The following is a 13,323-nucleotide window of genomic DNA, read 5'->3' as shown; positions in this document are numbered from 1 at the left end:
TTCTATCCCTCTTCACCTAAGTATGATTCAATTACACGTGGATCCTTTTGAATATCTTCAGGAAGACCCTCAACAAGCATTTCCCCATAATGAAGGACAATAATCCAATCGGATATCTCCATGATGAGCTGCATATCATGTTCGATGATGACAACAGTTGTACCGCTGTCCCGGATTGAATAGATTAGTTCCTTTAATTCGTTTTTTTCACTGTGGTTCATTCCAGCTGCCGGTTCATCCAAAAGTAGGATCGCCGGATTGGTCGCCAGTGCCCTTGCGATTTCCAATTTTCGCTGCTCCCCATATGAAAGATCAGACGCCCGAATCGTTTCTTTATCCTCTAAACCAACAAATGATAGAAGACGTTTCACCTCTTCTCGAACCCACTCCTCCTCTTTTTTGCTTTTACGCGGATTAAAAAGAGTCGAGAGAACATTACTTTTTGTTCGAATATGAAGTCCTGACATGACATTCTCTTCTACCGTTAAGGTCTTAAATAATCGGATTGACTGGAAGGTCCGGGCGATTCCTTTTTGAACAATTTTGTCTGGAGAAAATCCTTTAAAAGGCTGTCCCTTAAATAAAACGGTGCCTGAGCTTAGGTTGACAAATCCTGTCAAACAGTTAAACACGGTGCTTTTACCTGCCCCATTGGGACCAATTAAGGATACTATTTTTCCTTCCTGTACTTCAAAATTCAAGTTGGAAACTGCATGTAAGCCGCCGAATTTCACACCTAGTCCTTGAGCCGAAAGTAATACACTCAAACGAAATCTTTCCCTTCCTGTGTATTGACTAAATCAAGCAAGCCTTCCTCTTCTTCTTTTCCTTTTTTCTTCGGTTTATTATATTTAACCCCCATCAGTCCCTGTGGACGGAAGATCATGAGGACTAAAAGTGCAGCAGCGTATATCACCAAGCGCCATTCGTCAAAGGAGCGAAGAAACTCTGGAAGAGCTATGAGGATAAAGGCACCAAGCAGAACACCCGTATTTCTTCCCCGGCCTCCTAATATCACGACCATCAAAATATTGACAGACTGCATAAACGTAAAGCTTTCTGGATTAATGACGGACATCTTTACAGCGTAAAATGAACCGGCAACACCGCCACAAATGGCCCCAAGCAAATAAGCAAGCAGTTTATAACGTACAAGATTCACTCCAATCGCCTGTGCTGCCGACTCATCCTCCCTGATAAACATCCACGCCCTGCCAACTCTTGATTTGCCCAACTTGCTTGCTACGATCAAAATAAGGATGAGCAACACAAAACCCAGATAATAAAGATCCGTTTTTGTAGCAAATTGAAAGGCTCCGATGGAAGGCTTCGGAATGGCATAAATTCCGTTTGGTCCACCGGTCCAACTCAAATTGGTTGCGGTAATCCGGATAATTTCACCGAAACCTAAAGTTACGATCGCGAGATAATCACTGCGAAGCCGTAATGTTGGGGCTCCAATAATCAAACCTAAAATTCCCGAAACAATCCCCGCTGCAATCAACGAAATCCAGAACGATACATGGAAATTTACCATTAATAATGCTGTCACATAAGCGCCTGAAGCATAGAAGGCGGAATATCCCAGATCAAGAAGACCACAGTATCCAACCACAATATTTAATCCAATTCCCAGCATTCCGTAGATGAATATACCTGTCATGACATCCATAATGTATGGATCTGGATAAACGATTGGAATGAGTACTGAGCAGACTACCATTATTAGAAAGATAGGAGAAATGGACTTTGTTAAAGTAGATAGTTTTTTTCCCATTACCTTACATCACCTACAACTTTTCTGCTTGTGGCTCTCCGAGAAGGCCAGTCGGCTTAAATACCAATACCAAAATTAAAATTACAAAAGCAAATACATCCTTCCAGGCAGGAGAAAAATATCCTGCGCCAAGTGTTTCCAGGATTCCGAGCAAGAAGCCTCCAAGGACAGCTCCAGGGATATTCCCAATCCCGCCAAGAACGGCAGCAGTAAATGCTTTAATTCCCATTAAGAACCCCATCATAAAACTTATTTGACCATAATATCCTCCCATCATCACTCCAGCGGCACTCGCCAAAGCAGAACCAATAAAAAAAGTGATGGCAACAATAAAACGAACATTTATCCCCATTAACTGGGATGCATCTTGATCTAATGAAACGGCACGCATGGCTCTTCCTAAAAAGGTTTTCTTGATAAAAAGCTGCAAGATAATCATAAAAAGAATACTTATGAGAAGCATGCCAACCTGTGTGTAAGACACCTTTACAGAGCTATTAAAAATAGCCCCCCCAGCCGACAGGTGGGGGTAAACCTTAAAACTAGGGCCGTAAAAAACCATGACTAGATTTTGAAGCAATAATGAAACCGCAAGGGCTGATATCATGATTGAGAGGCGCGGTGCATTTAATAGTGGTACATAGGCAACACGATTAATTAAGACACCGATTAAACCTGTGACGAACATCGAAACAATCATCGCAAATATAAACGTTCCAACCCCGGAAGATGATAACGAACCAAACAACCCGAGTATACTTAGGCCAAGAAAAGATCCAACCATATAAACATCACCGTGGGCAAAGTTAATCAGCCGGATAATACCAAATACCATCGTGTATCCGAGGGCAAGTAATGCATAAAAATTGCCAATCGTGAGACCGTTGATTACTTGCTGTAAAAACTCATCCAATTATGGCACCTCCTAATCTATTAATTTTGTGTGGCTACAAACTTCCCGTCTTTTACCTGTGTCGTAATATAGCTGATGCCTTTTCGATCCCCTTTTTGATCGAAATTTATGGTACCGGTTACCCCTTGAAAATCTTTTAAGCCGTGAATGGTATCAATAATTTTCTTTTTATCTTGGGAGTTTGCTTCCTTAATCGCTTCTGCAATTATGTTTACTCCATCGTACGTATAGGAAGAGAAAGGTCCTGCATCCTCGCTATAGGTATCTTTGTACTTTGTAACAAAGTCACCTGCACCTGCATTATCTAGGAATTCCGTAGTAGGTGCCGTACTGACAATCACGCCTTCTGATGCTGGGCCGGCAATTTTCATGAGAGTGGTGTCATTGTTGCCATCTCCTGCCGCAAATAAAACGTTTAACCCAAGATCTTTCGCTTGTTTAATGAGCAGTCCGCCTTCTGCATAAAAGCCAGTCCAATAGATGGCATCAGGTTTTAACGGCTTTAGCTTACTAATAATCACAGAGAAATCTTTTTCTCCTGGTGTAACAGCTTCAAAGAATGCAACCTTTCCACCTAGTTTTTCTACACCGGCTTTTGCTTCTGTCGCTAATCCCTTTGTATAGGTAGTGTTATCATGCAAGATGGCTATATTTTTCTTGTGCTGTACATTGACTAGATAATCTGCCATGAACTTGCCCTGTTGATCATCACGGCCAATCATTCTAAATACGTTGGTAAATCCTTGTTCGGTTAATTGGGGGTTACTTGAGGATGGTGTGATAAAAGGAATTCCATTTTCGTTGTAAACGGTTTCTGCCGGTAAAGCCGCACTAGAACAGTAATGTCCAACCACTGCATCAACGTTAGAAGTGACTAGTTTATTTGCTGCTTGGGTCGCAACCTGCGCATCACAGGCATCATCGATGGGTACAATTTTAATTTTTTTACCGATCACTCCGCCTTTTTCATTGAGCTCGGAAGCTGCCAGCTTAGCGGCATTTACGATGTCGCTGCCCATCTTAGCACTTTGTCCTGACAATGGTGCCGGCACACCAATCTTAATCACCTTTGATTTTTCATTACTTCCTCCAGCTACTTCACTTGATTTTCCGCAGCCAACAAGTGATAATCCAAGAAGTAAGGTTCCAGCAGTGATCGCTATTTTTTTTGGAATTTTCAATGTAACCCCTCCATTATTTACAAATCTTTTAGAATGCCTTTTTAAAAACTATTAAAAGAATTCATTTTGCATTGAGGAAGCGCTTACAGACCTTTTTACTCGCCCTCCCGACACACCTCTCTTTCTGATCCTCCTTTATTGATTATCTATTGTAAGATTAGGATTATTGTAAATTAAAAATATTCTGAATCATATGTATAATTTTCACGAAAAATTGTTTAAATAAAAATTAAATTTTCGTCCTTTTTTACTAGAAGGAATTTTCACGTAAGAATAATACTGAAAAATAAAAAATAGCCTGCTTAGCGCAGGCTATCCTGTTGGTTATTTTTACTATTTTATAATATAGAGCGTTTACCCTAAACGTGCTCTCAGCTTTTTACAAATATAATCCCCTACCTGCTCCGTTGTCGCCTTACCGCCCATGTCCGGTGTCAGTACCTCTTTTTCTTGGAGAACATCTTCCATTGCTTCCATAATCGCGGCCGCTGCCTCTGGCTGCCCTAAATGATCTAGCATCATACTCGTGCACCAAATCGATGCCAGCGGATTGGCAATTCCTTTCCCGGCAATATCCGGTGCCGAGCCGTGAACAGGTTCAAACATAGAAGGATATTTCTTTTCCGGATTAATATTCGCCGACGGCGCAATTCCAAGGCCGCCGACAATCGCCGCCCCTAAATCCGTTAAAATATCGCCAAATAAATTGGACGCGACCACGACATCCATCGTCTCCGGTTTGCTGACAAAAAAGGCCGCAAGTGCATCAATATGGACTGTATTATGCGTTATATCAGGATATTCCTTCCCAATCTTCTCCACATACTCATCCCAAAAAGGCATGGTATGATTAATCCCATTCGATTTCGTGGCAGCTGTTACATGTTTTCTCTTACCCTGTTTACGGGCCAGATCAAAGGCATAACGTAAAACCCGTTCCACCCCTTTGCGGGTAAAAACACTGTTTTGTATCGCCATATCCAAATCGGTGCCCTCATACATCCGGCCGCCCATATTGGAATATTCCCCTTCATTATTTTCCCGGACAACAAGGAAGTTCAGATCCTCTGCCGTTTTACCGGCGAGCGGGGATTGAATTCCTTTTAATAGTTTAACAGGACGGAGGTTGATGTATTGTTCAAACTGGCGTCTAATTGGCAGAAGTAATCCCCAAAGAGAAACATGGTCCGGTACGCCCGGATAACCGACCGCCCCCAAGAAGATGGAATCAAAATCCTTCAAAATCTCTAAACCGTTATCCGGCATCATTTTGCCATTTTTCGCATAGTACTCGCAGCTCCAGTCAAATTCAGTGAAGGATAATGACAACCCGCCGTGGAGCTTACAAACCGTTTCTAATACCTTTCTTCCCTCGCGGACAACATCCACACCAATACCATCACCAGGAAGCAGGGCGATTGAATAATGATCCATATTTTTTCTCCTATTCTCCAGTTTTTATCCGTAAAACTTCTGGATTGCCAATAAACCGAGGCTTTTTGCCATTTAAAATATTAATGACATTTTCCGCAACAGTAGTGGCCATCACATAATTACATTCCACCGTCGTCCCGCCAACATGGGGAGTTAACACAACATTCGGTAAGGATAATAGCGGCAAATCCTTAGAAGGGGGCTCCGGATCAAAAACATCAAGACCCGCTCCCGCGATTATGCCTTCATTTAATGCTCGATATAAATCATTTTGATTCACTACAGCCCCGCGTGAGGTATTCACCAAGAACGCTGATGGTTTCATTAATGAAAAATATTTTTGATCAATCGAATACCGTGTTTGCTCATTTAATGGAATATGTAGGGAAATAAAGTCCGAGTGACTAAATACCTCTTCCATACTAGTGCTAATGTTTACCCCGATTTCATGTGCATATTTATGTTTTTCCGGAACAAACTCCCTCACCCAGGCCGTCACTTCCATTTCAAATCCAAGCTTCAACCGTTTGGCAACCTCTTGGGCGATGTTCCCGAATCCAATCAATCCTACTTTCTTTCCTTTTAACTCAAAGGATGGAATTGAATTTCGCGCATCATAGTTCCCTTTTTTCATATTTTCATGGAAGGGGACAACTGACTTTGCTAAGGCCATGATCAGCATAACAGCATGTTCTGCAGTTGATACTTTATTGACCGAGGGAGCATGAACAACAGGGATTCCCTTCTCCGTCGCATAGGAAACATCAATATTGTCTAGACCTACCCCAGCACCGGATATGACTTTCAGATGGGGATTGGCGTCGATCACTTCCCTTGTGATTTTAGCTGGTGCCCTTAGAACAATCGCCTCCACATCTTTCACAAGACTGCAGAGATGGGATATCTCATAGTCGTTTGTTTGGATGACTTCAGCGCCCTCAAGCAAAACCTTTTCTCCGTTTTGATGATACATGGGAAGGATTTGCAATACACGTGGCTTACTCATACATTTTTCCCTCCAAGTTGGTTATACTCGTAAATTCTCTACGATGGTCGCAATTCCCTGCCCGCCGCCGATACAAGCTGTAATTAATCCATATCGGCCGCCGCGGCGCTCTAATTCATTCATGATTTTCACCGTAAGAATGGCACCAGTGCCGCCAATGGGATGTCCGAGGGCAATTGCTCCCCCGTTGACGTTTATTTTTTTCCGATCCATGTTTAATTCTTTCACACAGGCAAGTGCCTGTGCAGCAAATGCTTCGTTTAATTCAATTAAATCGAGATCGTCCAATGTCAAACCGGCAAGCTTTAAAGCCTTGAGGGTTGCAGGGACAGGACCAATTCCCATAATTTCAGGTGCTACCCCAACGGAAGCTTGTGAAATTACCCTTAGACGTGGAGAAAGTCCGCGCTCGGCTGCTTCCTCTTCAGACATCATCACAAGTGCTGCAGCCCCGTCATTTCTACCGCTTGAATTTCCTGCCGTTACGGTTCCGCCATCCTTAAAAACTGGCCTTAGGGATGCTAGCTTTTCAAGGCTTGTTAAGCGGGGATGTTCATCCACCTGAAAAAGGATACTCTCCTTTTTCACTTTTAGTTCATATGGAATAATTTCGTCTGTGAATTTCCCGCTTTGAATCGCATCTGCGGCTTTTTGCTGACTTTCGAATGCAAATTCGTCCTGCTCTAGGCGGCTAATTTGATATTTTTCCGCTAGATTTTCTGCGGTTAACCCCATTGTTAGATTACCATAAATTTCAATTGGCTGCGCTCTTGGCTGACTTTCTGTATTTGGATCAACAATCTCGGCATTGCCTGCCCCGTAACCATATCTTGCTTTTCTTAAGTAATAAGGCGCCGTACTCATACTTTCCGCGCCGCCCGCTAATATCACATCAGACAAACCGCACATAATTTGCTGGGCTGCGTTATTAATGGCCTGAAGCCCGGAACCGCATTGGCGATGAACCGTATATCCCGGCACCTCAATTGGCAGACCTGCTCGAAGGGCGGCAAGTCTGGCAAGATTCGGTACATCCGAGCTTTGCTTGGCATGCCCCCAAACTACTTCATTTACATCTTCACCATTGATCCCGCTTCTTGTTAATGCTTCTCGCATTACTTTTTCGGATAAAAAGTCGGCTTCAACATCCTTCAGTTTTCCGCCCATTCTCCCAATCGCGGTTCGAACACCATCGACAATCACTACATTCTTCATTTTCTCACCCCTGTCTATTATCTAAACTCCCGTTTTAATTCAGCCGCAATAATGTTTTTCTGGATTTGGCTTGTTCCTTCATAGATCTTCGTAATCCGGGCATCCCGGTAGAATCGTTCAATTGGATAATCTCTCATATAACCGATACCGCCATGGATTTGAACAGCCAGGTCAGCAACGCGGTTATAGGCTTCAGAGCCATAAAGCTTGGCCATTGCCGCTTCTTTTACTACCCTCATCCCTTTATCCGCCATCCATGCAACACGGTAGGTAATGGAGCGAAGAAGTTCAATTTCCATCGCCATGTCTGCTAGCATATGCTGTACAGCCTGTTGTTCAAAAATTGTTTTCTCAAATTGTACCCGCTGCATCGCATAGTCGGTACTTAATTCCAATAATTTTTCACAAGAACCAAGGTTTCTCGCAGCCAAACCGGCACGGCCGTTGGCAAGGATTTTCAGAGCGTTTACATATCCTTTTCCTTCTTCGCCAAGCACGTTCTCAGCCGGCACTTCAAGATCTTCGAAGAAAAGCTCAGCAGAATGGGATCCGCGTAGACCCATCTTTTTCTCTACCGAACCGAGAATAAATCCTGGAAAATCCTTTTCAACGATAAAAGAGGTAATGCCTTTCGCTCCCTTATCCGGATCCGTAACTGCCATTACTGTAAATACGTTCCCGCAAACTGCATTCGTAATATAGTGCTTGGAGCCGTTTAAAATATATTTATCTCCCTTTTTTACTGCCCTTGTTTTCAAATTAGCTGCATTCGAACCGGCACTTGGCTCTGTTAAGGCGAATGCGCCAATCCACTCACCGCTCGCCATTTTTGGCAAATATTTTTTCTTTTGCTCCTCCGTTCCAAGTTCGACAATTCCGACTGAGCCAATCCCAGTATGTGCTCCAATCAAGGTTGTGTACCCGTTATGAGTTTTACCAAGTTCCTCATAAATCGCACATTTCCCTACCGAATCAAGGCCAAGGCCGCCGTATTCTTCTGGAATACTTAACCCGAATAGGCCCATTTCTTTTGAAGCCTCCACGATATGACTTGGGATTTCATCATTCTCTTCAATTTCCATTGCAACGGCTTCTACTTCTTCTTGAACAAAATCGTGTACGGCCCTTTTTAATAACTGAATATCTTCAGATAATTGGAAATCCATTTTCTTATCCCCCTACTATTTTCCTTGAAATTGTGGTTGTCTTTTATCAAGAAAGGCTTGTGTTCCTTCCCGTTTATCCTCTGAACCCATCAAAACGGTTTGAGCAAGTTTTTCTAAATAAAGAGCGGTTTCCATCTCAACATCCGCACCGCGGTTAACAACTGCTTTTGCCAGCCTTAACGCTAACGGACCTTTTTGACTTATTTTCCGTGCATATTCCCTTACTCTGTCCATTAGGTCCTCTGCTGGAACGGCCTTGCTGACAATTCCCAACCTTTCTGCCTCATCGGCAGTAATGATGTCTCCTGTTAAGACAAGGTCCATCGTCTTCCCTTTTCCTATTAATCTTGTAAGTCTTTGCGTCCCGCCTGCACCCGGGATAATCCCTAAGCCTACTTCCGGCAGACCGACCTTAGCATTATAGGAGGCAATCCGAATATCACAGGCAAGGGCCAGCTCTAACCCGCCGCCTAAAGCAAAACCATTGATGGCCGCTATTGTCGGCTTTTCATAGTCTTCGATTTTGCGATAGGTCGAGGTCATATTGGGCTGGAGCGCCTCTAGCATTGTCCTTTTATTTAACTGGCTGATATCTGCCCCGGCAGCAAACGATTTTTCACCTGCACCGGTAAAAATCACAACCCGAATTTCTTCATTGCTCCTTAATTCATCTAGTGCCGTTTCAATTTCCTGTAAGGTTTCTACATTTAATGCATTTCTTTGTTCTGGACGATTGATGATAATAAACCCGATATTCTGATCTTCTTTTACTAAAATATTGGCGTAGTCCATCTCCGTTTTACCTCCCTTCGATTAAACCGGCATTTTCTTAAGATTTTTCGATACGGTAAACTCGGCATCTGTTAATCTCTTTATTTCTTCTACAGAAGAGCCCTCTGCCACTTCGTCTAATCGTAGCCTGCCATTGTCGATGCGAAATACTGCTTTTTCCGTGACAATCATTTCAGCCTTCCGAATTCCGCTAATAGGATAGCTAAGCTGTTTTACTATTTTCGGTTTATTGTCTTTTGTCACTTGAGTGATCGCGATAATAATTTTATTGGCACTTGCCACTAAGTCCATTGCCCCGCCAACCCCAAGAATATCCTGACCGGGAACTGCCCAGTTCGCTATTTCCCCCGTTTCACTGACCTGAAGGGCACCCATCACGGCTACATCGACATGGCCGCCGCGAATCATCACAAAAGAATCGGCGCTGGAAAAAATCGAAGAACCGGTTCCAAACGTGATTGGATGCTTACTGGCACTAATTAAATCCATATCGATTTCATCTTTAGGCGGGGTTGGTCCCATCCCTAACAGCCCGTTTTCTGACTGAAGATAGACGCGGGTATCCGGCTTTAAATAGTTTTGAATTAACGTAGGAATTCCCACACCAAGGTTCACAACTGTACCGTCTTCAAGCTCGGAAGCAATTCGTTTCGCAATTCGAATCCGGTCGGTATCCTGTTTTTTATCCGTGACTTTCAACATATTCACCTCCGATTTTTTCATAGCGGTCATTTAAGACAAGGATATCTACATAGGAATGCGGGGTCACGATTTGTTCCGGCTCGAGTGTGCCTGCCTCGACAATTTCATCCACTTCCGCAATCACCAGTTTTGCCGCCGTTGCCATCATCGGGTTGAAATTTCGGGCAGTTTTCGAATAAACGAGATTGCCCATGGTGTCAGCCTTTGCCGCTTTTATTAGAGCCACGTCTGCTTTTATTCCTCTGATAAAAAGATAGCGCTCACCGTCAAATTCTCTTTCTTCTTTTCCTTCGGCTAGCTTTGTCCCGACAGCTGTTTTCGTATAGAATCCAGCAATGCCGGCACCGCCTGCCCGGATCGCCTCGGCTAATGTACCCTGTGGAATTAATTCAATTTCCAGCTCGCCGCTTTTCCAGGCTTTAACCGCATCACGATTGGAAGTAAAATACGATCCTACTGCTTTTTTAATATGTTTCGAGATGAGCAGTTTTCCAAGCCCTTTGCCAGCTTCTCCTAAGTTATTACTAATAATCGTCAATTCCCTGGCATGGTCCGATTCTGCAATCGAATCGATTAAGGTAAAGGGAGTGCCGCAAAGTCCGAAACCACCAACTAATAGTTCATCTCCATATTCAATCCATTTGATTGCATCAGCAGCTGATCTTAATTTTTCACAGCTTATCGTTCTTTTCATTTTATAGAACCCCCAAGTCAACTTTCATAGGTGTAAAATCCCTGGCCGGATTTGCGTCCTAAACGGCCTGCTTTTACATACTTAATTAAGAGCGGACACGGCCGGTATTTTTCACCTAGTGTTTTATATAGATATTCCATATTTCGTAATCTAGTATCTAAACCTACTAAATCTGCAAGAGCTAACGGCCCCATTGGATGGTTTAAGCCCAGCTTCATCGCCTTATCAATGTCATCTGCGGAAGCAACACCTTCCATTAAAAGATTCATGGCTTCATTGCCAATTAGACAATTCATACGGCTTGTCACAAAACCGGGGAATTCATTGACTTCAACCGTTTCTTTTCCTAGTTTCTTACCAATTTCTTTTGCTTTGGCCATCGTCTCATCTGAGGTTTCGAGCCCGCGGACGATTTCAATTAGTTTCATTTTGTGGACAGGATTAAAGAAGTGCATCGCGATACATTTTTCCGGTCTTGAGGTCTGGGCAGCTATCTCGGTAGGGCTCATTGTTGAAGTATTCGTGGCGAGGATCGTATGCTCCGAACAAATTTTGTCTAATTTTTTGAAAATCTCCACTTTCAGTTCCATTAATTCAAATACAGCTTCAATAACAACATCTGTGTCACCGGCAGCCTCTTCTAAACTAGTAGTATATTCAATTCGTTGTAAGGCATCTGAGGCCTGTTCTCTTGTTAAAAACCCTTTATCCGCACTCTTGGTCATTTCGGTTTCTAAATAGAGTTTTGCTTTATCTAGATTTTCTTGGCTAACGTCGTTTAGAGTTACTTGAAAGCCGCCGAGAGCCGCAACATAAGCGATGCCCCTGCCCATGATCCCCGAACCAACAACCGTTAATTTTTCCATCCTGTATACTCTCCTATCCTTAATGAAAAATTAACCTGTATTCCAGTTGTGGAATGACAGGTTAATTTCCTTTTGTTCCTTTTAAATATTAGTTATTATCAATCTGCGCCCGCTGTAATTTTCCGCTGTAATCCACATAAATGGATTTCCATTCAGTGTACACATCCAATGAAGCTACGCCGGAGTCCCTGTGGCCATTCCCCGTTCCTTTTGTCCCCCCGAATGGCAAATGAATCTCCGCTCCAGATGTACCGGCATTAACATAGACAAGCCCTGTATCCAAGTCACGCATCGCTTGGAAAATCCGATTCACATCAGCGGAATAAATCGCACTAGAAAGCCCAAACTCAACACTGTTATTGACTTCAATGGCTTCTTCTAAACTATTAACGGCAATAATCGAAACAACCGGGCCAAAAATCTCTTCCTTCGCGATTCTCATATCTGGCGTGACATTCGTGAAAATCGTTGGCGCATAGAAGTTCCCTTGATCTAACCCGTTTTCCGAGACAATTCTTCCGCCCGTAAGAAGCGTGGCCCCTTCTTCCTGCCCGATTTTTACATATTCGTCTATCCGTTCTAGTGAAGAACGATTGATAACCGGGCCAACCTTTACACTTTCATCAAGCCCATCGCCCATTTTCAATCCTTCGATACTAGCAAGGAGCTTTCGTTCAAGCTCCTCTTTCACATCCTTGTGGACAATGACCCGGCTTGTAGCGGTACATCTTTGACCAGCTGTTCCAAATGCTCCCCATAAAATCCCTTCAACAGCCAAATCAAGATCCGCATCTTCTAAAACGGTGATCGCATTCTTACCGCCCATTTCTAAGGAGGTTCTTTTCAACAGTGCACCGGCGCGGCCGTTAATTTCCTTTCCTACCTCATTTGAACCTGTAAAGGAAATTAAATCGATATCAGGATGCTCGACCATCGCATTCCCGACGACACTACCAGAACCATTAACTAGATTTAACAATCCCTTAGGAAGGCCGGCATCTTCATAAATCTTAACGAATTCCTCCGCCACCATCGGCGTTTCGGTTGCAGGCTTCCAGACCACTGCATTCCCTGTGACAAGGGCAGGAAGGGATTTCCAAGAGGCAATCGCAATTGGGAAATTCCATGGCGTAATTAGTCCAGCAATACCGATTGGAACACGAACACTCATCGCAAACTTATTGCGAAGTTCAGATGGAACAGTATCTCCAAAAAGTCTCCGTCCTTCTCCGGCTACATAAAAGGCCATATCAATTGCTTCTTGGACTTCCCCCCGTCCTTCCTCAATCACTTTTCCCATTTCACTTGTCAGAATTTGCGCCAATTTTTCTTTTCTTTCTTTTAATAGATAACCAACTTTATATAAAATATCTGCCCGTTCCGGAGCAGGCACCAGACGCCATTCCTTCTGCGCATTTTTTGCTGCTTGGACAGCACGATCCACATCTTCCTGCGTCGATTGTGTTACCTCAGCCAAAACTTGACCATTTGCCGGATTTAGAACGGGAGTAAATTTCCCAGTTGAGGATGGACACCATTCACCATTAATATAGTTTAAGATTTTTTTCATCATATAC

13 protein-coding genes are annotated in these 13,323 nt (G+C 43.3%); all 13 read right to left on the bottom strand.

What is annotated here, in order from left to right:
* Positions 1-2: 2 nt before the first annotated feature.
* The 13 genes from ACFQZ9_RS24505 to ACFQZ9_RS24445 all read right to left on the bottom strand — a co-directional run bounded on the left by ACFQZ9_RS24505 (position 3) and on the right by ACFQZ9_RS24445 (position 13,316).
* Positions 3-767, bottom strand: a complete 765-nt coding sequence (locus ACFQZ9_RS24505; protein WP_198308678.1) for an ABC transporter ATP-binding protein — start codon at positions 765-767, stop codon at positions 3-5.
* A complete protein-coding gene (locus ACFQZ9_RS24500) occupies positions 764-1,777 on the bottom strand; it encodes a branched-chain amino acid ABC transporter permease (RefSeq protein WP_133337678.1) in 1,014 nt (337 codons plus the stop codon). The genes ACFQZ9_RS24505 and ACFQZ9_RS24500 overlap by 4 nt, the downstream gene beginning before the upstream one ends.
* A 13-nt stretch (positions 1,778-1,790) precedes the next feature.
* Positions 1,791-2,690 (bottom strand): branched-chain amino acid ABC transporter permease, encoded by a 900-nt coding sequence (locus ACFQZ9_RS24495; protein ID WP_498946019.1) that lies wholly within the window; start codon positions 2,688-2,690, stop codon positions 1,791-1,793.
* Between the two features lie 20 nt (positions 2,691-2,710).
* Positions 2,711-3,871, bottom strand: coding sequence for a branched-chain amino acid ABC transporter substrate-binding protein (locus ACFQZ9_RS24490; protein ID WP_498946017.1), 1,161 nt, complete (start codon positions 3,869-3,871; stop codon positions 2,711-2,713).
* Between the two features lie 354 nt (positions 3,872-4,225).
* Positions 4,226-5,305, bottom strand: a complete 1,080-nt coding sequence (locus ACFQZ9_RS24485) for a tartrate dehydrogenase (protein ID WP_198308681.1) — start codon at positions 5,303-5,305, stop codon at positions 4,226-4,228.
* 10 nt (positions 5,306-5,315) lie between these two features.
* Positions 5,316-6,311, bottom strand: coding sequence for a hydroxyacid dehydrogenase (locus tag ACFQZ9_RS24480; protein ID WP_498946014.1), 996 nt, complete (start codon positions 6,309-6,311; stop codon positions 5,316-5,318).
* A 21-nt stretch (positions 6,312-6,332) separates the two neighbouring features.
* Positions 6,333-7,526: a thiolase family protein gene (locus ACFQZ9_RS24475; RefSeq protein WP_498946012.1), complete on the bottom strand. Its 1,194-nt coding sequence runs from the start codon at positions 7,524-7,526 to the stop codon at positions 6,333-6,335.
* Positions 7,527-7,543: 17 nt separating this feature from the next.
* Positions 7,544-8,692: an acyl-CoA dehydrogenase family protein gene (locus ACFQZ9_RS24470; RefSeq protein ID WP_198308684.1), complete on the bottom strand. Its 1,149-nt coding sequence runs from the start codon at positions 8,690-8,692 to the stop codon at positions 7,544-7,546.
* Between the two features lie 15 nt (positions 8,693-8,707).
* Positions 8,708-9,484 carry an enoyl-CoA hydratase/isomerase family protein gene (locus ACFQZ9_RS24465; RefSeq protein ID WP_498946009.1) on the bottom strand — a complete coding sequence of 259 codons (777 nt, stop codon included), beginning with the start codon at positions 9,482-9,484 and terminating at the stop codon, positions 8,708-8,710.
* A 21-nt stretch (positions 9,485-9,505) separates the two neighbouring features.
* Positions 9,506-10,186: a 3-oxoacid CoA-transferase subunit B gene (locus ACFQZ9_RS24460; protein WP_498946007.1), complete on the bottom strand. Its 681-nt coding sequence runs from the start codon at positions 10,184-10,186 to the stop codon at positions 9,506-9,508.
* Positions 10,167-10,880 carry a CoA transferase subunit A gene (locus tag ACFQZ9_RS24455; RefSeq protein WP_498946006.1) on the bottom strand — a complete coding sequence of 238 codons (714 nt, stop codon included), beginning with the start codon at positions 10,878-10,880 and terminating at the stop codon, positions 10,167-10,169. Before ACFQZ9_RS24455 ends, ACFQZ9_RS24460 begins: the two co-directional genes overlap by 20 nt.
* A gap of 17 nt (positions 10,881-10,897) precedes the next feature.
* Positions 10,898-11,746 carry a 3-hydroxyacyl-CoA dehydrogenase family protein gene (locus tag ACFQZ9_RS24450; protein ID WP_498946004.1) on the bottom strand — a complete coding sequence of 283 codons (849 nt, stop codon included), beginning with the start codon at positions 11,744-11,746 and terminating at the stop codon, positions 10,898-10,900.
* Positions 11,747-11,834: 88 nt separating this feature from the next.
* Positions 11,835-13,316 carry an aldehyde dehydrogenase family protein gene (locus tag ACFQZ9_RS24445; protein ID WP_498946002.1) on the bottom strand — a complete coding sequence of 494 codons (1,482 nt, stop codon included), beginning with the start codon at positions 13,314-13,316 and terminating at the stop codon, positions 11,835-11,837.
* Positions 13,317-13,323 lie beyond the last annotated feature (7 nt).

It is taken from the genome of Neobacillus sp. GCM10027624 (genome assembly GCF_042675345.1).
Lineage (GTDB): Bacteria > Bacillota > Bacilli > Bacillales > Cytobacillaceae > Neobacillus > Neobacillus cucumis_D.
This window is presented reverse-complemented; position numbering and strand designations above follow the sequence as displayed.